28 protein-coding genes are annotated in these 24,076 nt (G+C 71.2%); 18 read left to right on the forward strand and 10 right to left on the reverse strand.

Annotated elements, in window-relative coordinates; all coding sequences use genetic code 11:
- Positions 1-36 precede the first annotated feature (36 nt).
- Positions 37-1,131: a DUF2330 domain-containing protein gene (locus tag ACIP8Z_RS13555; RefSeq protein WP_402082602.1), complete on the forward strand. Its 1,095-nt coding sequence runs from the start codon at positions 37-39 to the stop codon at positions 1,129-1,131.
- On the forward strand, positions 1,128-1,796 hold the full coding sequence (locus tag ACIP8Z_RS13560; RefSeq protein ID WP_402082605.1) for an O-methyltransferase: 669 nt from the start codon (positions 1,128-1,130) through the stop codon (positions 1,794-1,796). The genes ACIP8Z_RS13555 and ACIP8Z_RS13560 overlap by 4 nt, the downstream gene beginning before the upstream one ends.
- Here ACIP8Z_RS13560 and ACIP8Z_RS13565 read toward each other — a convergent pair.
- Positions 1,793-2,728, reverse strand: a complete 936-nt coding sequence (locus ACIP8Z_RS13565) for an alpha/beta hydrolase (protein ID WP_402082607.1) — start codon at positions 2,726-2,728, stop codon at positions 1,793-1,795. The genes ACIP8Z_RS13560 and ACIP8Z_RS13565 overlap by 4 nt on opposite strands.
- A gap of 172 nt (positions 2,729-2,900) precedes the next feature.
- Positions 2,901-4,079 carry a serpin family protein gene (locus tag ACIP8Z_RS13570; protein WP_402082609.1) on the reverse strand — a complete coding sequence of 393 codons (1,179 nt, stop codon included), beginning with the start codon at positions 4,077-4,079 and terminating at the stop codon, positions 2,901-2,903.
- 12 nt (positions 4,080-4,091) lie between these two features.
- On the opposite strand from ACIP8Z_RS13570, the gene ACIP8Z_RS13575 reads away from it, so the two are divergent.
- Together ACIP8Z_RS13575 and ACIP8Z_RS13580 are read left to right on the forward strand one after the other, a co-directional pair.
- The gene (locus ACIP8Z_RS13575) at positions 4,092-4,439 is read left to right on the forward strand and encodes an antibiotic biosynthesis monooxygenase (RefSeq protein WP_319309092.1); all 348 of its coding nucleotides are present in this window, start codon (positions 4,092-4,094) and stop codon (positions 4,437-4,439) included.
- A gap of 70 nt (positions 4,440-4,509) precedes the next feature.
- Complete coding sequence (locus ACIP8Z_RS13580; RefSeq protein ID WP_402082612.1) at positions 4,510-4,995, forward strand: GNAT family N-acetyltransferase; 486 nt, start codon at positions 4,510-4,512, stop codon at positions 4,993-4,995.
- Between the two features lie 131 nt (positions 4,996-5,126).
- Here ACIP8Z_RS13580 and ACIP8Z_RS13585 read toward each other — a convergent pair whose 3' ends face one another.
- Together ACIP8Z_RS13585 and ACIP8Z_RS13590 are read right to left on the reverse strand one after the other, a co-directional pair.
- Entirely contained in the window at positions 5,127-5,933 is an 807-nt protein-coding gene (locus ACIP8Z_RS13585; RefSeq protein ID WP_402082615.1) for a hypothetical protein, read from the reverse strand.
- A gap of 90 nt (positions 5,934-6,023) precedes the next feature.
- The gene (locus ACIP8Z_RS13590; protein ID WP_402082617.1) at positions 6,024-8,093 is read right to left on the reverse strand and encodes a DHA2 family efflux MFS transporter permease subunit; all 2,070 of its coding nucleotides are present in this window, start codon (positions 8,091-8,093) and stop codon (positions 6,024-6,026) included.
- A gap of 641 nt (positions 8,094-8,734) precedes the next feature.
- Between ACIP8Z_RS13590 and ACIP8Z_RS13595 the strand changes: the two genes are divergently transcribed.
- The 5 genes from ACIP8Z_RS13595 to ACIP8Z_RS13615 all read left to right on the forward strand — a co-directional run bounded on the left by ACIP8Z_RS13595 (position 8,735) and on the right by ACIP8Z_RS13615 (position 13,335).
- Complete coding sequence (locus ACIP8Z_RS13595; protein ID WP_402082620.1) at positions 8,735-9,583, forward strand: peptidoglycan-binding protein; 849 nt, start codon at positions 8,735-8,737, stop codon at positions 9,581-9,583.
- A 303-nt stretch (positions 9,584-9,886) separates the two neighbouring features.
- Positions 9,887-10,555: an HAD-IA family hydrolase gene (locus ACIP8Z_RS13600; protein WP_402082623.1), complete on the forward strand. Its 669-nt coding sequence runs from the start codon at positions 9,887-9,889 to the stop codon at positions 10,553-10,555.
- Positions 10,556-10,899: 344 nt separating this feature from the next.
- Complete coding sequence (locus tag ACIP8Z_RS13605; RefSeq protein ID WP_319309100.1) at positions 10,900-11,550, forward strand: HNH endonuclease family protein; 651 nt, start codon at positions 10,900-10,902, stop codon at positions 11,548-11,550.
- 293 nt (positions 11,551-11,843) lie between these two features.
- The gene (locus tag ACIP8Z_RS13610) at positions 11,844-12,323 is read left to right on the forward strand and encodes a DoxX family protein (protein WP_402083813.1); all 480 of its coding nucleotides are present in this window, start codon (positions 11,844-11,846) and stop codon (positions 12,321-12,323) included.
- A gap of 382 nt (positions 12,324-12,705) precedes the next feature.
- On the forward strand, positions 12,706-13,335 hold the full coding sequence (locus ACIP8Z_RS13615; protein ID WP_402082625.1) for a DedA family protein: 630 nt from the start codon (positions 12,706-12,708) through the stop codon (positions 13,333-13,335).
- Here the strand turns inward: ACIP8Z_RS13615 and ACIP8Z_RS13620 are convergent.
- Entirely contained in the window at positions 13,295-13,573 is a 279-nt protein-coding gene (locus ACIP8Z_RS13620; RefSeq protein ID WP_402082627.1) for a DUF2277 domain-containing protein, read from the reverse strand. The two genes, ACIP8Z_RS13615 and ACIP8Z_RS13620, sit on opposite strands and share 41 nt — an antisense overlap.
- 73 nt (positions 13,574-13,646) lie before the next feature.
- A complete protein-coding gene (locus ACIP8Z_RS13625) occupies positions 13,647-13,940 on the reverse strand; it encodes a hypothetical protein (protein WP_402082629.1) in 294 nt (97 codons plus the stop codon).
- 187 nt (positions 13,941-14,127) lie between these two features.
- Here ACIP8Z_RS13625 and ACIP8Z_RS13630 point away from each other — a divergent pair, with 187 nt between their 5' ends.
- A complete protein-coding gene (locus ACIP8Z_RS13630) occupies positions 14,128-14,886 on the forward strand; it encodes a GntR family transcriptional regulator (RefSeq protein WP_402082631.1) in 759 nt (252 codons plus the stop codon).
- Here ACIP8Z_RS13630 and ACIP8Z_RS13635 read toward each other — a convergent pair.
- On the reverse strand, positions 14,828-15,634 hold the full coding sequence (locus tag ACIP8Z_RS13635; protein ID WP_402082633.1) for an MBL fold metallo-hydrolase: 807 nt from the start codon (positions 15,632-15,634) through the stop codon (positions 14,828-14,830). The genes ACIP8Z_RS13630 and ACIP8Z_RS13635 overlap by 59 nt on opposite strands.
- A 125-nt stretch (positions 15,635-15,759) precedes the next feature.
- On the opposite strand from ACIP8Z_RS13635, the gene ACIP8Z_RS13640 reads away from it, so the two are divergent.
- Positions 15,760-16,209: a lamin tail domain-containing protein gene (locus ACIP8Z_RS13640; RefSeq protein ID WP_402082636.1), complete on the forward strand. Its 450-nt coding sequence runs from the start codon at positions 15,760-15,762 to the stop codon at positions 16,207-16,209.
- A 60-nt stretch (positions 16,210-16,269) separates the two neighbouring features.
- On the opposite strand, the gene ACIP8Z_RS13645 is transcribed toward ACIP8Z_RS13640, so the two are convergent.
- A complete protein-coding gene (locus tag ACIP8Z_RS13645) occupies positions 16,270-16,806 on the reverse strand; it encodes a DUF4231 domain-containing protein (protein ID WP_402082639.1) in 537 nt (178 codons plus the stop codon).
- Positions 16,807-16,950: 144 nt separating this feature from the next.
- Between ACIP8Z_RS13645 and ACIP8Z_RS13650 the strand changes: the two genes are divergently transcribed.
- Positions 16,951-17,151 carry a hypothetical protein gene (locus ACIP8Z_RS13650; protein ID WP_402082642.1) on the forward strand — a complete coding sequence of 67 codons (201 nt, stop codon included), beginning with the start codon at positions 16,951-16,953 and terminating at the stop codon, positions 17,149-17,151.
- An 856-nt stretch (positions 17,152-18,007) separates the two neighbouring features.
- Here the strand turns inward: ACIP8Z_RS13650 and ACIP8Z_RS13655 are convergent.
- Positions 18,008-18,496, reverse strand: a complete 489-nt coding sequence (locus ACIP8Z_RS13655) for a hypothetical protein (protein WP_402082645.1) — start codon at positions 18,494-18,496, stop codon at positions 18,008-18,010.
- A gap of 243 nt (positions 18,497-18,739) precedes the next feature.
- On the opposite strand from ACIP8Z_RS13655, the gene ACIP8Z_RS13660 reads away from it, so the two are divergent.
- Together ACIP8Z_RS13660 and ACIP8Z_RS13665 are read left to right on the forward strand one after the other, a co-directional pair.
- Positions 18,740-20,518 (forward strand): HNH endonuclease, encoded by a 1,779-nt coding sequence (locus ACIP8Z_RS13660; protein WP_402082647.1) that lies wholly within the window; start codon positions 18,740-18,742, stop codon positions 20,516-20,518.
- A gap of 157 nt (positions 20,519-20,675) precedes the next feature.
- The gene (locus ACIP8Z_RS13665) at positions 20,676-21,143 is read left to right on the forward strand and encodes a DUF4240 domain-containing protein (RefSeq protein ID WP_402082650.1); all 468 of its coding nucleotides are present in this window, start codon (positions 20,676-20,678) and stop codon (positions 21,141-21,143) included.
- A 6-nt stretch (positions 21,144-21,149) separates the two neighbouring features.
- Here the strand turns inward: ACIP8Z_RS13665 and ACIP8Z_RS13670 are convergent, their stop codons facing one another.
- Positions 21,150-21,905, reverse strand: a complete 756-nt coding sequence (locus tag ACIP8Z_RS13670) for a GntR family transcriptional regulator (protein ID WP_402082653.1) — start codon at positions 21,903-21,905, stop codon at positions 21,150-21,152.
- A 78-nt stretch (positions 21,906-21,983) separates the two neighbouring features.
- Here ACIP8Z_RS13670 and ACIP8Z_RS13675 point away from each other — a divergent pair, with 78 nt between their 5' ends.
- From ACIP8Z_RS13675 to ACIP8Z_RS13690, 4 genes are all read left to right on the forward strand, one after another.
- Positions 21,984-22,262 (forward strand): hypothetical protein, encoded by a 279-nt coding sequence (locus ACIP8Z_RS13675; RefSeq protein WP_402083816.1) that lies wholly within the window; start codon positions 21,984-21,986, stop codon positions 22,260-22,262.
- Between the two features lie 482 nt (positions 22,263-22,744).
- Positions 22,745-22,969, forward strand: a complete 225-nt coding sequence (locus ACIP8Z_RS13680) for a hypothetical protein (RefSeq protein ID WP_150504121.1) — start codon at positions 22,745-22,747, stop codon at positions 22,967-22,969.
- A gap of 8 nt (positions 22,970-22,977) precedes the next feature.
- Positions 22,978-23,649: a GntR family transcriptional regulator gene (locus ACIP8Z_RS13685; protein WP_402082655.1), complete on the forward strand. Its 672-nt coding sequence runs from the start codon at positions 22,978-22,980 to the stop codon at positions 23,647-23,649.
- The gene (locus tag ACIP8Z_RS13690) at positions 23,646-23,993 is read left to right on the forward strand and encodes a hypothetical protein (protein WP_402082658.1); all 348 of its coding nucleotides are present in this window, start codon (positions 23,646-23,648) and stop codon (positions 23,991-23,993) included. The genes ACIP8Z_RS13685 and ACIP8Z_RS13690 overlap by 4 nt, the downstream gene beginning before the upstream one ends.
- Positions 23,994-24,076: the final 83 nt, after the last annotated feature.

Below are 24,076 nucleotides of genomic sequence, written 5' to 3' on the forward strand. Positions count from 1 at the left end.
CGGAACCGGAGGGTCACCCGGCACGTCCCACCCCGCATGCGGGGGACACACAGATTTCTGGCCACCATCGTCGCGCTGCTCGCGCTCCAGCTCGGCTCGCTCGTCGCACCGGCGTACGCCTGCGGCTGCGGCGCCATGATCCCGACCAAGGACCAGCGCATCGGCGTCGACCGCGAGGAGTCGGCCGTCCACTGGGACGGACGGACCGAGACCGTCGTCATGCGCTTCAACGTCCACGGCGACGCCCAGCACGCCGCCTGGATCATGCCCGTGCCGAGCCGCGCCGGCGTCACCCTCGGCGACCCCGGGCTCTTCGACGCGCTCGACCGGCTCACCGAGCCCGAGCAGCGCGACCGCTTCCACTTCTGGCCGCGCGAGGGCGACTGGCCGTTCGACCACGACTACGGGGACGGAGCCGGGGCTCCCGCGCCCGGCGCGGGCGGCGTCGGCGTCGTCGGCCGCGAACGGCTCGGCCCCTTCGACGTCGCCCGGCTGACCGCCACCGACCGCGACGCCCTCGGCACCTGGCTGCGGACCAACGGCTTCGAGCTGCCCGAACGGCTGACCGGTGCCCTCCAGCCGTACGTGGAGCGGCGGTGGGAATACGTCGCCGTCCGCCTCGCGCCGCAGCAGAAGAACGCCGTCCTCCAGGGCGAGCTGACCCCGCTGCGCATCACCTTCGCCTCCCCCGAACTCGTCTATCCCATGCGCCTTTCACGGCTCGCGCAGACCTCCCAGAGCCTCGGCCTCTCCATCCTCGCCGAGCACCGGATGGAGCCCCGCTCCCCCATCGGCGGCGACGCCCCCGAGGTGACCTTCGCCGGCCGGATCGAGCCCGCGGGCCCCATCGCCGCGCTCGCCGGGACCCGGCCGGTCCAACTCACCGTCCTGGAACAGGAGTTCCCCCAGCCGGAGCGGATCGACGACGACCACCACCTACGGGCCGTCGCCGACACCCCGTACCGCCGGGTCGAGTACACCGACCGGCTGCTCACGGTGGGCGACGGAATCCCCGTCTGGCTGCTGACGGTGGGCGGCGGTCCGCTCCTCGCCGCCCTCGCGACGCTCCTGGTCGAACGGGCGACGAGGCGCCGCCCGGCGGCCGGCCCCGGTGTACGTTCAGCCGCATGACCAACCCTCAGTGGACCGCAGTCGACGCCTACTTCACCGAGACGATCGCCCCCGCCGACGAGGCGCTGACCGCCGCGCTCAGCGCCTCCACGGCGGCCGGGCTGCCCGAGATCGCCGTCGCCCCCAACCAGGGCAAGCTCCTCCACCTGCTCGCGCAGGTGCAGGGCGCCCGGAACATCCTGGAGATCGGCACCCTCGGCGGCTACAGCACGATCTGGCTGGCCCGCGCCCTGCCCGCCGACGGCCGGCTCATCACCCTCGAACACAACCCCGACCACGCGGACGTCGCCCGCGCCAACCTCGCCCACGCCGGCCTGGACAAGATCGTCGAGGTCCGTACCGGCGCGGCCCTGGACAGCCTGCCGCGGCTGGAGGCGGAGGGCGCGGGCCCGTTCGACCTGGTCTTCATCGACGCCGACAAGGTCAACAACCCGCGCTATGTGGAGTGGGCCCTGAAGCTCTCCCGCCCCGGCACGGTGATCATCGTCGACAACGTGGTCCGGGGCGGCAGGATCACCACCCCCGACCCGGACGACCCGGCGATCACCGGCACCCGCGAACTCTTCGACCTCGTCGCCGCGGAACCCCGCCTGGACGCGACGGCGATCCAGACGGTCGGCACCAAGGGCTACGACGGCCTGCTGCTCGCCCGCGTCGTGGGCTAGCCCCCCGCGGGTGTCTCCCTTCCCGGCCGCACGGCGGGAAGGGAGACACCCGGGGCGCGCCGGACGAGGCCTGCCAGCAGTTCCGCGAAGAGCGCGGGCCGGCTGAAGTAGCCGACGTGCGAGGTGTCCAGGGTGTGCACCTCGAAGGGGTTGTGCGGCGTCAGCTCGTCGGCCTTGCGGATCATGTGGTCCTGCACCGCCGGGGTGATGCTCGCGTCCCCGGCCAGCCGGACGTACGTGTGCGGGACCCGGCCCCACCGCTCCGCCGTGACCAGCGCCCCCGGCTCCAGCACCCCGTGGTTCTCGTCCGGATCCAGGGTGTCGAGCAGCGCTCCGAACGCGCGGTCGGTGGAGTCGGCCATGACGGCGGCCTTCAGCTCGGCGAACACGGCGGGATCGGCGTGGGCCGCCCGCCAGTTCAGCCGGACCACGGCCGGGTCGGCGGACTCGCCCGTGAGCGGCACGGCGATCCGCGCCACCGCCGCGTCGAGCAGGTTCTCGTCGACCACGTCCCACGCCCCGGTGAGCATCGCCGGGTCGGCGAGGCAGTACGCGGAGAGATAGACCAGCCGGTCCACCAGCTCCGGCGCGGCCTCGGCGACGGCACCGATCGTGAGACCGCCGAGGCTGTTGCCGACCAGCACGACCGGCCCCAGCGGGGCCAGCCGCCGCAGGACCTCCGTCACGTGCCGCACGTTGTCCCGCAGCGTGACGCCGCTCATCGGGGACGGGGCGGCGGCCAGCGCCGCCAGGTCCTGGGGCTGCCGGTAGTAGGCGGCGGGGCCTTCGGCCCGGTCGCCGTGCCCGGGCAGATCGACGGCGTACGAACGGTGTCCGAGCAGCGCGAGCTCGTTCTGCAGCGGGCCCCAGGCCCGTGCGTTGCTGGAGGCGCCGTGGACGCATACGAACGTGGGGCGCGAGTGTGCGCGCATGGTGGGATTCCTCGTCATCAGGAGGCGAACGGTGGACGCGGGTCCGGGTGCCGGGCGCAGGCCGGCACCGCGGTCAGCACCCCGAACGGGTGCGGATCGCCTGCCGGTTGTGGATGACGGAACACATACGAGCGACCCTAACAGAACGGAGCGTCTCGCGGCGGCGCGATGGCTACGGGGCTCCGGAGCCCGCCCCGCCCGGTGCGCTCCGGCGCCAGCCCGCGAAGAGCGGCAGCTCACCGGACGCGTCGAGGACGACCAGGCCGAAGGGCCGGTCGAACGCGACCCGCTCCACGACCTGGCGCCGGGCCGGTGCCGCGCTGCGGGTCATCGTCACCTGGGTCACGGCGGCCGCCTCGACACCCTCCTCCGCGACCTCGACCAGCGCCTCCTGCACCACCGCGGAGACGAAGAGACCCGCCGGGGACAGACCCGAGAAGTCGGCCCCGGGCCGCGACGCCCGGCTGACGCCGAGCGACGCCAGATGGGCGTCGGCCCCGGTCCTCGTACGGAGGGTGAAACGCGGCAGCGTGAGGTCGGCCGCGTCCGCGGCGAGCGGCTTCCGCGCCGAGGGCGCGGCCCAGGCGGCGGGCAGGACATCGGCCGGCCCGGCGCCGGGCCGGCCGAGGACGAACCGCACCCGGGCCGCCTCCTCGCCCGCGCACGGCAGCTCGACGACGGTGACCCCGTCCACGGACCAGACCGCGTCGGCCGGAATCCGCCGCCGCATCGTCGGTACGGGCCGGGTGTCGCCGCAGCCGTCGGTGAAGGGCTCGTCGCGGGTGAGGTGCGCGGGGAACGCGGTCAGCCAGGAGGCCTTCAGGGCCATGGCGTTGACCAGGACCAGGTCCTCGGAACCGTCGAGCCCGAGCGGCAGCCGCTGGACGCGCCCGCCGGTCGCCCTCCGTATCCAGTCGTCGAGTTCGTCCTGGGCGACGGCGGGAACCTCCCCCAGGGACACGTCGTCCGTCGCCCCGGACACCTCGTCGGGCAGCTCGAACCGGGCCGGCGCTCCGCGCAGCACCCCGAACTCCACGTCCGGCAGGCCACGCCGGAAGGCATCGCGCAGCGCCACCCCGCTCCACACACCGGCCGCCGACACGACCCCCTCCGTCACCGCGAGCCGCCGCCCGACGGCGGTCACCGCCACGGCGGCCGCCTCCCCGTCGACCCCGAGCAGCCCCCGCAGCTCCTCGGCGGTCCGGCCGCGGGCCCCGGACGCCACGGCCGCGAGCGCCAGCCACAGCCCCACCGGCGAACAGACGAAGTCACCCTCGCCCAGACAGGGCAGCCAGCGGGCCGCCAGGACCCGTACCGCGTCCGCCTCGAAGGCGGTGGGACCGGGAGTCATATCCTGCCTCTCATGAGCATCGTGAAGATCAACGTCCTGACCGTGCCCGCCGAGCAGCGGGAGGTCCTGGAGCAGCGTTTCGCCTCCCGGGCCGGGGCCGTGGAGGGGTCCGACGGCTTCGAGTGGTTCGAGCTGCTGCGCCCCGTCGAGGGCACCGACCAGTACCTGGTGTACACGCGGTGGCGCAGCGAGGAGGACTTCCAGGCCTGGATGAACGGTTCCATGAAGGCCGCGCACGGGGGCGGCGGCGCGGGTGGTGCCGAGGGCGGCTCCGAGGGCGGCGAGCGGCCCAGGCCCGCCGCGTCCGGCTCCACCCTCTGGTCCTTCGAGGTCGTCCAGCAGGCGTCCCCGAAGAGCTGACCCCGCGCGTCCCCCGCCGGCCGGGCGTCCGGGGAAATCGGGCTGCGTCCCAGGTCGTGCGCGCCGCACAATGGCGCTCATGACCTGGACCTTCTCCCCCGAGCACGTCGACACCCCGGACGCCACCGCTCTGCGCCGCGACTACTACGACGATGTCGCGAGCCGCTACTGGAAGCGCCCCGCGACGCGGGCGGAGATCGACGAGGGCCTGACCAACGACGGGGTCGAGCTGCTGACGCCGCCGACCGGGCAGTTCCTGGTCGGCCGGTACGAAGGGAAGCCCGCCGGCTGCGGCGGGGTGCTCCTCCTCGACGAGGACCGCGCCGAACTGACCCGCGTCTTCCTGCGTCACGCCTTCCGCGGCCTGGGCGGGGCGGGCGTGCTCCTCGGCACCCTGGAGGACGCGGCACGCGGGCTCGGCGCCCGCCGGATGGTCCTGAACACGCGCCTCGACCTGGTCGAGGCGCGCGCCCTGTACACCCGGCACGGGTACGACGAGATCCCGGCGTACTGCACGGGCCCGTACATGGACATCTGGTACGGCAAGGACCTCTGACCGACCCGCCCCGGGACCGCCGGGGGCTCCGTGTCAGCGGCTCCGGTCAACGACTCCGGTCGGCGGCGGTCGGCGGCGGTCAGCGGCTCCGGTCAGCGGCGGCGGTCAACGGCTCCAGTCAGCGGCGGCGGTCAACGGCTCCAGACGACGACGTCGAACACGGCGCGCGTGTCGGACGCCAGACCGGCCAGTTCCTTGACGGTCAGGCGGGCGAGGCGGCCGTCGTTCGTCGCGGCGCAGACGACCATTCCGGTCTTCAGCTCCGTCGCCGTCGAGGTGCCCAGGGTGTCGATGTCCCGCGCGCAGTCCTCGTACGAGGGCGTCTTGTTCGTCGAGTCCTTCCACACCAGCGCCTTGACGTCGTCCCCGGGCTGCAGCATGTGGCCGCCGAACGGGTAGACGGAGAAGTCGTTCTCCTCGCGGATCTCGGACTCCGCGGGCGGCGCCGCGTCGAGGTCCTTGTCCTCCGCGTACACGATCACCAGGGCCCCCTTCCAGGCCTCCGCGCCGGCCGGCTTCGCGGGCGGGGCCTCGGAGGACTGCGTCCCCGAGGGCGTCGAGGTCTCGTGGCTCGTCGTGGGCTCCGGGCTCTGCGAGGAGTCCACGGAGGTGTCCTCGCCGCTCCCGCTCTCCGCTCCGGAGGGGGCGGCCGAGTTCGTCACCGGGGTCTGTGCCCGCGGCGGCGTGGGGTCGTCGTCGTGGGTGCTCACCAGATACGTGCCGACGACGCCGATCACCGCCGCCACCAGCGTGGCTGCCGCGCCGATCCAGGCACCCCGGTGCGAGGACGTACGCGCCACGACGACGGGCGCCGGGGCGCCGTATCCACCGCCGTACCCGCCTCCGTACCCGCCGTGTCCGCCGTTCGCCGGCCCGGCCGGCGGGTGTGCCGGCGGCGCCGGCCAGCCCTGGCCCTGACGTGGTTCTTCGCTGTTCATCCTGCCCGCTCCCCCTGTGATCCGATCGTCGAGGGAACAGCGTACTGAGGGGTCCTGAATGACTGTCATACAGGGCGTGCGGCCGCGCACTTACGCGTGGTCGTCGCGGGGCGGCTCCGGGTCGCGCGGGCGCTCCCCGTCCGGGCCGCCGAGCTCGGCCGTCAGTTCCTCCACGAGTTTCACCAGGTCGGTGGGCCGGTCCGGCCCCCACCAGTCGCCGAGCAGCTCGGCGAGCGACTCCTCGCGGGCCGCGTCGAGCCGGGTCGCGGCCTGGACGCCCTCCTCGGTCAGCATCAGCTGGGGCCCCTCCCGGGTGACCAGGCGCCGTTCCTCCACCTGCCGGGAGGCCTCCGTGATCACCCGCAGCGGCACGGGCACGTGCTCGGCGAGCCGGACGGGTTCGACGGTGCCGTGGCGGCGGATGCGGAGCAGCAGCCAGCTCGCGGCGGGCAGCAGGTCGAGCCCGGCGCGGGCGGTGATCTTCTCGTAGGTCTCCCTGCGGCCCGCGCGGGAGCCGAGGAGCGACACGGCACGGGCGCACTCGTCGTACGAGGAGCGCACGACGGGGCCGGCGGCGAGCGTCTGGCTGGTGTCGGGCGCGGTGACCGAGCCCCGCAGCTTGTCCTCCTTGAGGAACCAGGCGACGACGAAGGCGACCAGGACCACGGGCGCGGCGTACAGGAAGACGTCGGTGATGGACGTGGCGTACGCGTGCAGGACGTCGGGGCGCAGGCCGGCCGGGAGCGAGGCGACGGTGCGCGGGTCGGCGGCGAGCTGCTCGGGGCCGATGCCGGGCGGGAGGTCCTGCCCTGCGGCGGTGGCGGCGGCGAACACGTCGTCGAGCGAGTGGGTGAGCCGGGTGGTGAAGATCGTGCCGAAGACGGCGACGCCGAAGGAGGCCCCGATGGAGCGGAAGAAGGTGGCTCCGGAGGTGGCGACGCCGAGGTCCCCGTACGGGACGGCGTTCTGCACGACCAGGACGAGGACCTGCATGACCAGGCCGAGGCCGACGCCGAAGACGAAGAAGCAGACGCTCATCTCCGCGGTGGAGCTGGTCTCCGTCAGCCCGTGGAGCAGGAGCAGTCCGAGGCAGGTGACGGCGGTGCCGGCGATCGGGAAGAACTTCCAGCGGCCCGTCCGGGAGACGATCTGGCCGGTGATCGTCGAGGTGATCAGGATGGCGGCGACCATCGGCAGCATGTGCACGCCGGACTTGGTCGGGGTGACGCCCTGCACGACCTGGAGGAAGGTCGGCAGATAGGTCATCGCGCCGAACATCGCGAAGCCGATGACGAAGCTGATGACCGAGACCAGGCTGAACGTCCGGATCCTGAAGAGCTTGAGCGGCAGTACGGGTTCGGCCGCCCGCCGCTCGACCTGGACGAAGAGGACGAGGAGTACGGTTCCGAGGACGGCGAGGCCGATGATCTGCGCCGAACCCCACGCCCAGGTGGTGCCGCCGAGCGAGGCCACGAGGACCAGACAGGTGGCGACGGAGGCGATGAGAAGGGTGCCGAGGTAGTCGATGGTGTGCCGGGTGGAACTCACCGGGATGTGCAGCACTGCGGCGATCACGAAGAGGGCGACGATGCCGATCGGCAGGTTGATGTAGAAGACCCAGCGCCAGGAGAGCTGCTGGGTGACGACCCCGCCGAGCAGCGGACCGAGGACGCTGGTGGTGGCGAAGACGGCGCCGAAGAGCCCCTGGTATCTGCCGCGCTCCCGCGGCGGCACGAGGTCGCCGACGATCGCCATCGACAGCACGATGAGACCGCCGCCGCCGAGGCCCTGGATCGCGCGGAAGGCAATGAGCTGCGGCATGTTCTGTGCGATGCCGCAGAGCACGGAGCCGATGAGGAAGAGGACGATCGCCGCCTGGAAGAGCCTTTTGCGCCCGTACTGGTCGCCGAGCTTGCCCCAGAGCGGGGTGCCCGCCGTGGACGCCAGGATGTAGGCGGTGACCACCCAGGAGAGGTGCTCCATGCCGCCGAGCTCGCTGACGATGGTCGGCAGCGCGGTGGAGACGATGGTCTGGTCGAGGGCGGCCAGCAGCATGCCCAGGAGCAGCGCGCCGATCGCGACGAGGACCGTGCGGCGGCTCTGCCCCTCCCCGGGCGCGGGGGCGCCACCGAGCTCGGAGGGGCTGACTTCCTGGGCCATGGGCGTCTCCTCGGGGCGTCTCGTCGGGCGTCCCGCCGGACGGCCCATGGGACGGCCCCTCCATCCTGGTCCGAATGTCCGGATATGGCCTGCGGAGTTCGTCCGCCTGTTCGCCCGCCGGGAGGGTGCGGGCTGCATAATCGCCAGCAGTTGTCTCGGGGAGGGGACCCATCATGACCGGACATGCCTGTCCTGAATGCGGTGTACAAAGACCTGGCTGCGCCTGCGCCCAGGCCGAACTGGCGGCGGCCGAGGACTTCGATCCGCTCCGGATCAGGCCGTACGTGACGCTGGACGCACCGGAGGACGGGCCGGGGGCCGTGGCGGGAGGCGCCGGGTCGGGGGGCTCGGGGTCGGGGGGCCCTGGCGCTTACGGCACCGGCTCGCACGGTACGGCTGCGACGCACGGCCTCGACTCGTACGGTACGGCTGCGTACGGCCCTGACTCGTACAGAACGGGTGCGTACGGCCCTGACTCGCACGGTACGGCTGCGCACGGCGCCGACTCGTACGGAACGGGTGCTTACGGCGGTGCCGCCGCGGAGGACCCGCCGACGGCGCCGCTGGCGGCGGTCCGGCCGGACGGGGGGTCGGGCGGGGGGCTGGGCCATGGGCCGGACGGGGGGCCGGGCGGGGGTGTCGTGCGGGACACCACCGCAGACGTCTCCGGGCCCGTCTCCGGGCCCGTCCCCGGCGGCGGGTACGAGCCGTACGGCGGCACCGCGGCCTTTTCGGCCGAGCCGCACCCCGGGGGCGACCTCTCCGAGACCATGCCGCTCCTGCTGCGCGGCACCGGCGACATACCCCCGCCGCCCGGCCGTGGGCAGGCGCGGGGACGCGGGCGCCGGCGCGGCGCGCTGGTCGCGGCGGCGGCCGCCGTCGCCGTGGCGGGCACCGCGGCCCTGGCGGCCGCCGTCCTCGGAGGCGGGGAGGAGCCCGACGACCGGGCGGCCGTACCGGACGTGACCACGAGCGCGTCGCTGAACCTCGGCGTGTCGGAGGCACCCTCCCCCTCCGCCTCGTCGCACAGCCCGGAGCCGACGTCCTCGTCCCCGACCCCGCGCGAGACGTCCGCGTCCCCGTCGCCCACGTCGGCCTCGCCGACGCCCAGGACCGCGTCGCCGAGCGCCTCCGTGACCACGAGCGGCGCGGGGGCGCCCCCGCCGGCCTCATCCTCGTCGGCGCCGGCCGTCGGGCCGACGACGGCTCCCCCGGCCACGACGACGCCCCCGGGCGCGTCCCCCGGGGAGGGGGAACAGGGCCAGGAGGAGACCCTGGACTACGGCTCCAGCGGGCAGGAGGTACGGGAGCTCCAGCGGCGTCTCGCCGACGTCGGGGTCTACCGCGGCCGCGTCAACGGCAGGTACGACGACGACGTGTGGGAGGCGGTGGCGCTCTACCAGTCGTACATGTACATCCAGGGCGATCCCGAGGGCGTGTACGGGCCGAACACCCGCGAGGTCCTGGAGCGGTACACCCCGCACATCTGACCCCCGATCCGGCTCCCGATCCGGCTCCTGATCCGGCTTCCCGCCCGGCCCCCCACCCGATCCGACTCCCGGTCCGGCTTCCCACCCGGCCCCCGATCCGACTCCCGGTCCGGCTTCCCACCCGGCCCCCGATCCGACTCCCCGTCCGACTCCCGCGAGCCCGCCCCGGGTCCCGGTATGCGGACCGGTTGGCCAAGACACCCCCGGGTTTTGTATCGTAGAAAAACAAAGTGGCCCCGCCCGCACACCCTGACCGGCGGGCGGGACCGCTTCGTTCTCCGCACCACCCCCTCTGGAGACCTGATGCCTGCCACCACCCCGGCAACGCTCACCGCCCGCGCCCTCCTCCTCGACATGGACGGCACCCTCGTCAACTCGGATGCCGTCGTCGAGCGCTGCTGGCGACGCTGGGCGGAGCGGCAGGGCCTCGACGGGGACGCCGTGCTCAAGGTGGTCCACGGCCGCCAGGGGTACGCGACCATGGCCGTCCTCCTCCCGGACCGCCCGATGGACGAGAACCACGCCGACAACCGCGTCATGCTCGCCGAGGAGACCGCCGACCTCGACGGGGTCGTGCCCGTTCCCGGCGCCCCCGCCTTCATGGCCGCGCTCGCCCAGCTGCCGCACGCCCTGGTGACCTCGGCGGACGAGGCCCTCGCACAGGCACGGATGGGCGCCGCCGCGCTCCCGATGCCGGAGACCCGGATCACCGCCGAGTGCGTGGGGGCCAGCAAGCCGGACCCCGAGGGATTCCTGAAGGGCGCGGCCGAGCTGGGCTTCGACCCGGCGGACTGCGTCGTCTTCGAGGACTCGGAGGCCGGCATCCAGGCGGGCCGCGCGGCCGGCATGCGGATCGTGGGCGTCGGCCCGCGCGCGGCGGCCTTCGCGCCGGACGTGCACGTCGACGACCTCACCCGTCTGCGGGTCGAGCCCGCGGCCGACGGTTCGATCACGCTGACCGTGCTTCCGTAGGACCTCGCGCTCCTCAAGGACCACGCTCCTCAAGCACCGACCGCACCTCCCCACTCGGGGATCCACGACGGGACGAGACCCCGGGCCGAAACGGCCCGGGGTCTCGTCGTGTCCCCGCACGCGCGGTCGCTGACGGCCACTCCCGCCCCACCCCCGTGACGCCCGGCGGAACCTGGCACTCCATCAGGACACGTCACACCCCTTGATGTGACGTGTTCATGTCGTCACCCTGTTACCTGGCGCACCCCCCACCGAAACCTCGCGCCGCCACGATGACCGGGCCGTAAGCCCGGCACTCACGGGGACGGCACCCGCCAAGGTCCCCCCACCTCAAGGGAGTTCCCATGCCCGTCGGCACTGTCTACGCGCGTCGACTCGCCGTGCTCGCCACCTCCGCCGCCCTCACCGCCACCGGCTTCCTCGCCACGGCCCCGGCCGCCCAGGCCGCCATGCCCACCCCGGTCAGCGCCGCCACCGCCCGCACCTACCTGGCCTCCCTCACCGTGAAGGCGGAAGGTTCCTCCTCCGGATACAGCCGGGACCTCTTCCCCCACTGGATCACCCAGTCCGGCGCCTGCAACACCCGCGAGACCGTCCTCAAGCGCGACGGCGTGAACGTCGTCACGGACTCCAGCTGTGCCGCGACCAGCGGCAGCTGGTACTCGCAGTACGACGGCGCCACCTGGACCGCCGCCGCCGACCTCGACATCGACCACATGGTCCCGCTGGCCGAGGCCTGGCGCTCGGGCGCCAACGCGTGGACCACCTCGCAGCGCCAGTCCTTCGCGAACGACCTGACCCGGCCGCAGCTGATAGCCGTGACGGACAACGTCAACCAGTCGAAGGGCGACCAGGACCCGGCGGAGTGGCTGCCCTCGCGGACCGCGTACCGCTGCACGTACGCCCGCGCGTGGGTGCACGTGAAGTACTACTGGAACCTCAGCGTCGACTCCGCCGAGAAGAGCGCCCTCCAGTCCGTGCTCAACGGCTGCTGAGGACCCCACCGCTGACACTGCGTCAACAACGGCCATCGGGAAGTGAACCGCACCACACACTTGCCGGTGGCCTGATGTTGAACTTGCAAGTACTAGTGAGGGGTGCCTAACCTGACGGCCTCATCGGTTTCCGTCCCCACTCCCCGTCCACCCCACGGACGGGGCCAGGCCGAAGGAGTCCCCCCATGAACAACCCGAACAACCCGAACAACCCGAGCCACCCGAGCAACCCAGGCAACCCGAACAACCCGGGCAGCCCGAAGAATCAGCGGACCACGGAGAACCCCGGCGGCCTGAGCGCCCTCGCGGGCCGCCTCGACCAGTCGCAGCCGTACGCGCTGGGCCTCTTCCGCATCGTCGTCGGCCTGCTCTTCGCCTGCCACGGCGCCGCCTCGCTCTTCGGCGTCCTCGGCGGCGCGATGGGCGGCGGGACGATCCCGGCCGGCACCTGGCCGAGCTGGTACGCCGCCGTCATCCAGCTCGGCGCGGGCGGCCTGGTCCTGTTCGGCCTGGGCACCCGGAGCGCCGCGTTCCTCGCCTCGGGATCGATGGCGTACGCGTACTTCAAGGTCCACCAGCCGGAGTCCCTCTTCCCGCTGCAGAACGGCGGCGAGACCGCGGCCCTGTTCTGCTGGGCCTTCGCGCTGCTCGTGTTCACCGGCCCGGGCGCGCTGGCCCTCGACGGTCTCTTCCGCGGCCGGGTCGGCGCGAGCGCCACGGCCCGCAGGACCAGCGAGGAGCGCGAGGAGCAGGCCACCCCGGTCACGGCCTGAGCCATGACGCCCTCGGTCCACGACCTGAGCCATGACGCCCTCGGTCCACGGCCTGGGTCGTGCCCCCGTAGTCCACGGCCGGAGCCATGCCCAGCGGTCCACGGCGTGGGGTACGACCCCCGCCGTCCACGGCCCGAGTCATGACGCAGGCGGCCGCCTGAGCCGCTTCGGCCCGGCAGGCTGAGGCCCACAGCTGAGTCGCATACAGGAAAGGGCCGGACCACGCAGCACGCGTTCCGGCCCTTTCCCCTGCCCCTCTCACCCGGAACCGGCCCCTCCCCCCGGGCACATTCCCGCAAAGTCGCACACGTTCGCGCGGGCCCGGCGGAGCCCGGCACCCACCCGGCGGGCGGCCCCCCGCCCCCGCGTAGGCTCTGCCCCTGTGAATCTGCTCGACAGCCTTGGATCGCTGCGGTCGCTCACCGCCGGTCCATGGATCTACCCGGTGGTGGCGACGTCGATCCTGCTCGACGTCTTCCTGCCCGTGCTGCCGAGCGGCTTCCTGGTGATCACCGCCGCCACGGCGGCGGCCTCGGCCACCGCGGCCACCCCCGACGTACCGTCCCTCCTCCCCCTGCTGCTCTGCGCGGCCACGGCCTCGGTGCTCGGCGACTTCCTGGCGTACCGGCTGGCGCTACGGGGTGGCGCCAGGCTCGACCGGACGATCGCCCGGTCCCGGCGCCTGTCCATGGCGCAGGAACGTCTCGGCACCGCGCTGACCAGGGGCGGCGGGCTGCTCGTCGTCCTCGCGCGCTTCGCACCGGCGGGCCGCTCGGTGGTCTCGCTGGGCGCGGGCGCGGCGAAGCGGCGCGTGGAGGAGTTCCTGCCGTGGTCGGCCCTGGCGGGCGTGACCTGGGCCTCGTACAGCGTGGGGCTCGGCTGGCTGGGCGGGCAGTGGCTGGGCGCGACGTGGTTCAGCGCGGGAGTGTCGACCCTCGCGCTCTTCCTGGCGGGCGGGCTCGCCGCCTACCTCATACGGCGTCCGGCTGAGGCTCCCGCGCCTGCCGCCTGACGGCGGGCCGCGCCGGGTGCGCGTGATGCGCACCGCGTACCTCCAGGTCGTCGAGGAGTCTCGCGGTCGCGTCGGCGATCTCGTCCACGGCCCGCTCGAAGACCTCGCGGTTGTGGGCGGCGGGGGCGCGGAACCCGGAGACCTTGCGGACGTACTGCAGGGCGGCGGCGCGGATGTCGTCCTCGGTCGCCTCCTCGGGCAGCGCGGGCGGTCGGAGCGTCTTGATGCTGCGGCACATGCCTCCAGTGTGGCGCGCCCCACTGACAACCGCCGGAGCACGGAGCCACCGGGCGGCGGGACGGCCCTCGGCCTCAGGACAGCCCCCGCCGGCTACGCGCGTTGATCTCGGCGGCCCGGGCGCGCAGCTCGCGCAGCGGCGTGGCCGGCTGGACGTCGGCGGGCTCGGCCTCCCACTCGGCGCCGCCGTGGACGGGCCGGATCAGACAGCGCCCGGGGACGTTCCCGGAGACGCTCCCGGGGACACTTCCGGAGGCGCTCCCCGAGACACTTCCCGAGACGCTCCCGGAGACGCTCCCGACGTAGAAGCCGACCCGCCCGGTGGCGGTGTCACGGACGAGGTCACCGACCTCGGGCAGTGGCTGCACGCATCCCCTCCGTCCCGATTCCTGAAGCCTGGGGAGAACCAGAGAAGCCCTCCACCCCCTCCCTGTCAACGTATCTCTAGAGATGTCCCCCGATGGATGGATCGACCGGGCGGGGCGGCGCACACGTGTGCACCCTGACCTCGGGGTGCGCCGTAGGGTGTCCGCAGATGAAGGGAGTGGTCCACCCGTGACTGACCAGGACAGCGCTCGTCGGCCCAAGTACCAGCGCATCGCCGACGAGTTGAGAACCGCGATCCAGTCGGGCGCGTTCGCGCCGGGTGACCGGCTCCCCGGTGAGAACGACCTCATGACGACCTACGCCGTGGCCCGGATGACGGCCCGCCAGGCCCTCTCCGTGCTGCGCACCGAGGGGCTCGCCGAGGCACGCAAGGGAGCCGGGGTCTTCGTCCGGGTCTTCCGTCCGCTGCGCCGCCGGGGCATTCCGCGGCTGTCCGGCGAGCAGTGGGGCAACGGGCGTTCGGTCTGGTCGGCGGACGCGGAGGACCGGGACCTGGTCGTCGACCAGATCGAGGTGGGTGAGACGGAGGCGGGGGCGCGGGTCGCGGGGGCGCTGAACCTGACGCCGGGCGCGCCCGTGTGCGTACGCAGCCGCCGTTTCGTCCTCGACGCCAAGCCGGTGCTGCTGTCGGTCTCGTACCTGTCGGCGGAGCTGGTGCGCGGGACGCCGATCGCCGAGCCGGACACGGGGCCGGGCGGGACCTACGCGCGACTGACGGAGCTGGGTCACCGTCCGGTGCGGTTCCGCGAGGAGATCCGCTGCCGGATGCCGACGGCGGACGAGTCGGACCGGCTGGCCCTGCAGTCGGGGACGCCGGTGGTCCTCATCGGGCGTACGGCGTTCACGGGGCCGGGGATGGCGGTGGAGCTCAACGAGATGACGCTGGACTCGTCGTCGTACGTCCTGGAGTACGACTTCGACGCGTGACGTCGAACCGCAGCCCGGGATCGGCGTGGGCGACGTCGCCCGCGTACGTCCCTGCGGCCAGCGCGACGGCTTCCCCGGGCGGCAGTGCCGACCCCACATGGGTCAGGACGAGCCGTCCGACACCGGCCTCGGCCGCGGTCCTGCCGGCCTGGGCCGCGGAGTGGTGTCCGGGGGTCCCCCCGTCCGCCTCGCACACGAACAGGTCGCAGTCACGGGCGAGTTCGACGAGGGAGGGGCAGGGCTCGCAGTCCCCGGCGTAGACGAGCGAGCGCCCGTCCTCGTCCTCCACGCGCAGCGCGAAGGCGGGAAGTCCATGCTCGACGGCGCGGGAGGTCAGGGTGAGCCCACCGACGCGGGCGACGTGCGAGTCGCGCAACTCCTCGACCTTGAAGGCCTTTTCGACGGGACTGCGCTCGGGGCCGCTGGTGAGGAACCCGGCGAGCCGGTCGGCGATCCCGACGGGCCCGAAGAGGGGCACGGGCAGGACCACGTCGAGCCCCGCGTAGAGCAGGGCGTAGTAGAAGGTGAGCAGGTCGGCGGAGTGATCGGCGTGCAGATGGGAGATCCACACCGCGTCGACGTCCCGGAGGGCCACGTACCGCTGGAGCTCGGCGAGGGTGCCGCTGCCGGCGTCGACCCAGACGCGCACCCCGCCGCCCTCGACGAGATAGCCGGAACAGGGGTTGCCCGGGCGGGGGAAGGGGGTGGCGGAGCCGAGCACGGTGACCCGCAGGGACGTGTCGAGCATGAGCCAAGACTAGATCACCCCCGCTCAACTCACGCGAAGTTGTGGGGATGGGGTGAAGAGCGTGCGTATTCTGTGTGCGCGCCGGGACCCATCGGCGGGCCCCCGGCAGAAACTGAGGGACATTCATGCTTCGTGCACGCACGTTCGCGGCCGTGACCGCGGCCGCCGCCTCCGGCATCCTGCTGCTGCCCACGCAGGCGCAGGCCGCCGGATCGGTCCACCTGTACAAGATCCACTACGACAGCCCGGGCTCGGACCGCGGCGGCAACACGAGCCTCAACGGCGAGTGGGTGCAGATACGCAACACGACCGGCGCGGCGGTCAACCTGCGCGGCTGGACGCTGACGGACGCGGCGAACCACAAGTACACGTTCGGCAACTTCGTCCTCGGCAAGGGCAAGATCGTGACGGTCCGCACGGGCCGCGGCACGAACACGTCCGCGAACGTCTACCAGAACCGCGGCTGGTACGTGTGGAACAACGACCGCGACACCGCGACGCTGAAGAAGTCGAACGGCGCGCGGATCGACACGTGCGCGTACAACTCGACGCGGGTCGACTACAAGTGGTGCTGAGCTGACGGCTCCAGGACGGAGGACGGCCCCGGGAAACCCCGGGGCCGTCCGCGCACCTCTCTACTTCTCGCCGCCCTCGGGCTCCCGGGCGGCCGGAATCCCGTGCTGCTGCACGTCGGAGTTGACCTGCCCACCGAGGGTCATGACGTTCAGGGTCGCGGAGTTCTCGCTGGCGATGGCCTTCTCGACCCGGGCGACGAGCGTCGAGAACGCGTCCCGCTTCGGCAGGTTGTGGTACGGCCCGACCTTGGTCTCGAAGTAGACCCGCTCGTGCCCGAGGAGCTGCTCGGTGGACCGGTAGTTCTTCCACTGCTCGCGGTACCGGTAGACGCTCTCCAGCGACACGGCGGCGACGACCACGACGCTCAGGACGGTGGCGGTGACCCGCGCGAAGGCGAGATCCAGATTCACGAACACGGGCACGAGCGCGCCACCGACGACCGCGACGGTCCGCATCCGCAGATGCATCGCCTTCATCCGGGTCGCCTTGGCGTCGTACCAGCCCTGGTACTGCGAGAGCCTCGTCTCGATGTACCGCTGCGGCGTCATCTCGCCACCCTGCACCCCGGATCCGGGCGCGTCCCCCACCTCAGCCATACGGCGAGTACACCGGCCCTGCCAGGTCCCCGTCAACTCTTCACCCATTCCCCGCGCAGCCCCCGCAAGGTAGTTTCAACCACCGCCGAAGGCCGTCGACGATCGACGAACTCGCCTTCACCCACGACAACTTCAGGGGGTCCCGTGAAGCCGCAGTCCCACCTCACCCACCCGACGACCGCCACCAAGGCAGCCATAGCCCTGGCCGCCCTCGCCGCCGCGGCGATCGCCACCCTGGCACCCCACACGACCACGGACACCACCGAGGCCGGCGACCGCGAAACGGGCACGGTGAAGGTGGAGGCGAGCGCGGGCGACAAGAAGGTAGAAGTGATCAAGGCCTGACAGCCGCAGACGGAGCGGGCGGGGTCCCTGGCGGGCAGGCGCGTGGACGTCGCCTCACGCCCTCGCACAGCGGGGAGCGTCAAAGTGACTGGTCAACGGCCTAGGAGACCATCGCAGGCCGTGAGCCACATGGATCGGCTGCTCAGGAGTCGTCCCCGGGCTCGGGCCGTTCAAGCGCAGGTCGGCTGCTCGGCTGCCCAGCGGAGGACGGCATCACGGACTGCGGCCTGGGAAATTGACCGCGCCCCCTCGCGCTCAGTGGCCGTGCCCGCTCGGTGAACCACCTCGTAGGCGTCGCCCTCGTCGAGCAGGAGGACTTGGATGTACCAGTCGCCCTCATCCTCGTGGATACTCCCTGTGCCGCAGCCCGGCAAGCATCGCCTCGATGGTGGGGACACCCGGGTCCCGCTCCGTCCGCCGGTGACAGCCCACGCCCTCGCCGTACGGGCCACCGTGGAAGATCGCGTGCATCCACCCCTTCGGCAGTCTCCCTGGCGCGCCGAAGACGTCCTCCGCCGTTCCCCCCGCGACGGAATCGCAGCCCTGACGCTCACCACGATCGACCGGACGAGCCCCAGGCCGCGGTGACCATGGACGTTGATGTCAAGGGTGGATGTCAAAGGCCCCCAGCCATGATCGGCTGGGGGCCTTTTCCGTGGTGGGCGCGGACGGTTTCGAACCGCCGACATCTGCTTTGTAAGCCTGGCGCCACGCGTGGACACGTCCTCGCTGGTCGTCGCGCGTGCCACGCGACGAATCTCTCGATGGGCGTTCACCCCGCGACAGGCTCCGGGTGTCCGTGGTTGACCGCTCGATCTGGCACGGATCTGGCACGAGAGCGCGCCGAGGCCGGGGGTCAGTCGTGCCGCGAAGCTGGTACGCGGATGCCGGAACCAAGGTCGGTAGAAGCCGCCAACAACTGGGCTGCCGCTTGCAGCTCGCGTTCCCATGCCGGAAGATCATCCGGTCCGATCCATTCGCTGTACTCCGCCGCGATGGAGAGGAACTGTGTCTCCTCCTCAGTGTGTGCCGCGACGGTCATCGAGAGGCTGTTGCCCACTTCCTTGGGACTCAGATCGCCTTGCACAAGACCGAACGCGAGGCTCACGAGGAGACGTCGGCCAGCCGTCTCCTCATCAGGCAAAGGCACGCCGAGTTCGCTCAGCGCCTGGACGTACAGCTCGCGGACCTCGGTCGCATCGCTCCGGCTCGGCAGGCCGGCCAGCTCACGCAGGGCAGGAGAGTCGTGCCCGTCAACTAGCGCGTGCGCAGCGATCAACGGGAGATCCTCAGGGCGGAGCACCTCCGCCACGTACTGCCAAGCACTGTCCTGCAACCGGTCCATGACGGCCATCGTGGAGGGTGTGAGGCGTTTTGACCAGCAGATTGCCATTGGTTCGGAGGCCTCAGCGACTTGCCTGCACACGGCTCCGGAGGCCCCATGCGGCTCGCCTGCCTCCGCTGGTCACACGGTCGCCTGCCCCCGCCCGGCAACCGCCGTCCACAAATAGTTCACGCCTGAAAGGAGCAAGGGCTCCCCCGCCTGGCAAGATCAGGAAAGCAGGATGGTGCAGCAGGGGGAGGCCCGGTGGGAAGCTTGCGTGTCGGTGACGTGTTTCGGTCGGCCCAGAACAGAGACCCGTCGGTAAGGCGCATCGATGGCTACCCGAATATCCATCACGTCACAGCTTCCACGGTCCTCGCCCAGATCCAGCTCAGCAAGGGAATCAACCCGATCGCCAAGGCCAAGACTGTCGGCGGGCGGCGCCGCCCAGCCATCCTGATCCGTTCCAGCCCGTGGAAGGCTGGTACCGCTGAGACACCTTGGCACGACGTGTTCGACCTGGACAACGGCCACGTGCGCTACTTCGGCGACCACAGGGTGGATCACACAGTGCCGGTGGGAACGACCCAAGGCAACGCAGTGCTGCTGGAGGCACTGGGGGAGCATCAGGCAACTACCTCGGAAGAGCGTGCACTGGCCGCACCTATGCTGCTCTTCGCGGCGGTATCCCGGAACGGAACACCGAAGGGATACGTCGAGTTCTGCGGCGTGGCGGTCATCGAAGATGCCGAGCAGATCGAGCAGGAGGCGGAGGGAAGGCCCTTCCCCAACTACCGCTATGACCTCTCCGTCCTGGACCTGACCGCAGAAGACAATCAGGTCGATTGGGGTTGGATCGAGGACCGCGGAAGCCCCGAGTTGTCGGCTACAGACGCGCTCACGCGCGCTCCCCGCTCCTGGTGTCAGTGGGTCGAGCAGGGGCATGCCGCCTTGCCGAAGTTGCGACGGCAGACCACGCGCGGGGCCAGTAACTCAGGCTGGCACTCGGAGGACGACGACCGCGGCTCCATGACCCTGTTTCCCGTCCCCCGCCGACCGGACGACTCAGCTTCAGCCCCTTCTGCACCAACCGGGTCGCTGGAGAATATGACGGTCAGCGAGCTCATGGACAGGTTGAGAAGCCTCAAAGTCCACCAGAGGAACGGTCGGCAGAGCAGGCACAAGCCACTTGCCTTGCTGTGGGGCATCTCCCGCGTGGCTACGGGAAAGCCTTCCTTTGCACCATGGCGCCAGTTCCGCGATGAGGTGGGAGGGCTGTTGGCCGAGTTCGGCCTTCCAGACTCTTCTGTGACCCCTGAGTATCCGTTCTGGCACCTGCGGACGAGCCAACTGTGGGATGTGCATGGTGTGCCGGCCGAGCAGGCCACCAAGGTGCATGCGGCAACGTTCGACAGGTTGAACCCCGAGGGAGGAATAGTCGGGCGGGCCGAGCGGCTGCTGAGCGATCTGTGCGTGCGGTCGGAAGCGATCGCCGTGCTGCGGGAGACATACCTTGCCGACATAGACCAGCACGCCCTGATGCAACGGCTGGGATTGGCCGGCTACGAGAGGGCCAGCGGCGTCGGCGACTTCACAGAAGACCAGGGGACGGAAGCCAGTCCCGCCGCACGGCGTACGGTCGCCGCATCTCGTATCGTCCGCGACACCGATTTGGCAGCCAAGGCGAAGAAGCTCCACGCCGACCGATGTCAGATCTGCGGCCTACAGTTGCCCACACGATTCGGCACCTACAGCGAAGCCGCCCACATCCGCGGCCTGGGCCGACCCCATAACGGTCCCGACGAGCTGCCGAACCTACTGGTGCTGTGCCCGAACCATCATGTCCAGTTCGACACATTGGCGATCTACGTCGACCCGGACGGCATCGTTCGCATGACTGCCGACGGCAGCCGCATAGGCGAGCTCCGGCCGCACCCCGCTCACCAGATCAACGCGGCACACCTTCGCTACCATCGCGCGCTGTGCGGCAGGGACACGACTGGCCAACACCTCGCTCCGCTCGATCGAGAACCGTCACCATAGGTGTGACCACCGCTTTAGGAGTTCGGTTGTGGGGTCCTGGCCGGAGGCGGGGCGCTGCTGACGGTTGCTGCGGTTGGCCGGGTGCGACCGCCCCCGGCCGCCGTCGTTGATGACAGCCGTAGATGTCAGACCGGCCTGACATCCTGCGCCCGTGAGAATGACATGGGCCGACTTCTGGGCACTGATAGCCACCCTGAACGGCGAAGCGACTGAAGAGAGCTGCCAGCGCCTCGCCGAGGAGCTGAGCCGCCATCCCGTCTCCGACATCATCGGCTTCGCGGAACGGCATGCCGAGGCGCTCTACCGCCTGGATCAGGAAAAGTTCGGCACTCTGCCGGTGGTCGACCTGACGGCCCGGTTCGGCAGCCCGTTCCCGCAATCGTCCGACGTGTTCCTGTACGCGCGTTGCGCTGTGGTGGCCGCGGGTCAGGCCGTATGGGAGAGCGTCTTCTTCGACGCCGACAAGTTCACGCCGTACACCTCAAGCGAGCGTGACGGCGAATGGCTGCTGTACGTGCCGGACACGGCGTACGAGCTGGCCACCGGCGCGGAGTGGGACCGCTCGACCCGGTACTGCGTCGAGAGCTACTCCAACCGGGACGGTTGGCCAGACCTGCGGGACTGAGTCGAGCTACCGCTTGATCGGGATCTCGTAGACGATCTCGCAGTGGGCGGCGGGCACGATGATGTCGGCCGTCTCGACGGGACGGCCGTCGTCGCTGTAGTACGTCCGCCGGATGTGCGTGACGAGTGCGGCCTTCTGGATCCCGAGGAGTGACGCCTCTTCGGCGGTGGCCTGCCGCGGTTCGGGCTGCTCGACGGCGTGGCTGACCGTGACGCCGATCTCGGCCATGCGGTTCACGACGCCGGCGCCAGCGTGCGGCCCGCCCTCGGGAAGGACGACGAGGGTCCCGCCGGTGAGGTCGTACGGCTCCCAGCTCGTTGACAGCTGCACGGGCCGTCCGTCGGCGAGGAACTCGTACACGGTCCGGACGCACGGCTCGCCCTCGCCGATCCCGAGCCGCGCAGCGATCTCCGCCGGTGCGGGCACCTTGGCATCGGTCCGGCTCTCCCAGCCGCCGTTTCGCCCCACGGCCCTCATGTCGGCCCGGAACGGGGACCCGTCAGGCTGCTCGCGCGCCGCGGATCGAACCATCCGCACCCGCTGCCGGGGCTCGGCCACGTAGGTCCCGGACCCGGCTCGCCCCTCCAGCACGCCCTGGGAGATCAACAGCTCCTGGGCGCGGCGAACGACGTTCTCGCCTACCCCGCACTCCTGGCCGATCTGGGCCCGAGAGGGCAGGCGGTCTCCAGGAGTCCACTCGTGCTCCGCGATCCGCCGCCGCAGTTCGTCGGCGATGCGGAGATAGGGCGGCTGCTCAGGCATATGGAGAATCTAGTCCACTAGCTCCAATTTAGTTAACTAGCTTCACTGAAAGTGATCGTCGGTGACGGAGGCTGTCCTGTGCCTGCTCCAGAAGTAAGCGCAGAGACCCTCGCCGCCCGGCTATCTGCCATCGGGCTCACCACGCGCGTGGAGGAGCAGGCCAGACACACATCGATCGAAGCGGAGGTACCGGAATCCCTCCCCGCCGAGACATGGCGGGAGGTCCTGGAAGTCGTGTCGAAGGCGGACCGGTTCGGTCTCCTCGCCACCAGCCTGGGCGGCCGAACCCTCTGGGCCGCCGTGAACAAAGAGGTCCCCGCGACGGGCGATGTCCGGGGACCTGGCCATCAGCGATAGGAGCTGATCAGCATGTTCAACCGTATCCGCCGCGCCATCGCGCGCACCAGAGAACGGTACTCCCAACAGCCCCGGCACTGCGAGGCGTTAAAGCCCACCCGCCCGACACGCATCCACCCCAACCCGTCCGAGGCGCTGACGCTGCTCCTTCGACAGCTCCAAGATCGAACGGACTTCCTCCCGGGCGAGGAGACGGCCCTCGTCCGCCCGTACGTCCTGGCCAGCGAGCAGCGCACAAGGCAGCGCTCGACGCCCGTCTCGCACCACCCTCGCCCACGCGTGCTTCATGCCGGCGGAGGTCCACGGATGACGCGCGTCCCTCCGGCAGCGGCCACGCCCTACCGATCCAGCTCATGCCGTATCGGCACCCACCACCAGTGCGCGCACTCCTCCCCGACGACGGCACCGATCGACATCCCCGTCATCTACGAGGGGTGCGTCTGCCCCTGTCACTCCCCGACCACGTCACCGAAGGCGGCCTCGTGAACGGCTTCCCCTCCGGCGGCGCGCTCGCCTCGCCGGTCGAGATCACCACGGCCACCGTGCAGCGCGGCGACGTCATCCAGATCGGCGGCCAACCGTGCCGAGTAGCCGACCTCCGCCAACTCCCCGGCGGCGCGAAGCGTCTCCTCTTCGAGTCGGGTGAACTCCTGACCATGCACACCCGCACGCGCCTGATCGCCGTACGAGTGCTCAGAAGGTGGTGAGCGCCCCCATGCCGTCCCTCCGCCACACCATCGCCGACGACCTCCGGACGCAGATCACCACCGGCCACCTGAAGGCCGGCACTCGCCTCCCCTCGGAACCGATGCTCGCCGCCCAGTACAAGGTGAGCATCCCAACCCTGCGCAACGCCCTCGCGCTCCTCCAGGCCGAGGGCCTGATCGAGAAGATCCACGGCAAGGGCAACTTCGTCCGCCACCCGCTGCGCAGACTCACGTACACGGGAGGCCACCTCACCCCGGACACAGACCTCCACGTCACGATCCGCACCACCAACGTCCGAGCCCGCGGAGACCTAATCCCGCTGCTCGGAGTCCCCTCGCGCACTCCGCTGACGGAGTTCCTCTACCTCACCCACCAGGGAGAGTCCCCACACAGCCTGGCCCGCATCTACGTCCCTCGCGAGCTGGCGTCGGCTGGGCCCCCTTGGCCCCGATCCGGCGTGGAGGAATCCCGAGACAAGGTCAGGGCGCGCCACCCAACCCCCGAGGAAGCGACAACCCTCCGAATCAGCTCGACGCTGGCCGTCCTCTCGATCACGCGTGTGTCGACCGACATCACCGGACGCGTGGTCGAGGCGGCCCTCCTGGTCCTCCCCAGCGACCGCGCCGAAGCACTCTTTGTCACGCACCACACAGCCAACGCGAAAGGACAGGAAGGATGACGCCCCACAACGAACTCCGCCTCCTGCCGTGGACGGGCCCCGACGGCAAGCCCTGCTACCTGAGCACCGAAGACGAAGACAGCCACCTGTCCCGCCTGGCTGACAGCACCGAAGCCCTGCAACTCGGCCGGGCGACGGACCTCGTGTCGCACACTCTGGAAGTTCTCGAAGACGAGGTGACCGAGCTGGAGGAACTTCGACAACTGGCAGCGGACCTGACGGAAGCACTCAAGGACGCGCTCCGGGTACCAACAAGCCGCGGTCATCGCCTGCCGGCGCTGGATCGGAACACCGGTAAAGGCGTCGTCGAGGGCTCTCATCTGCCAGCGGCAGCCTTCGGTTAACAGCAGCACATCCGATGAAAGAGCAGCCCCGGATCTCATGCGGGGCTGCTCTGCTTGGGTTGGTGTCCTGACCGTGCGAGACC

Source organism: Streptomyces sp. NPDC088553 (assembly GCF_044752965.1).
GTDB lineage: Bacteria > Actinomycetota > Actinomycetes > Streptomycetales > Streptomycetaceae > Streptomyces.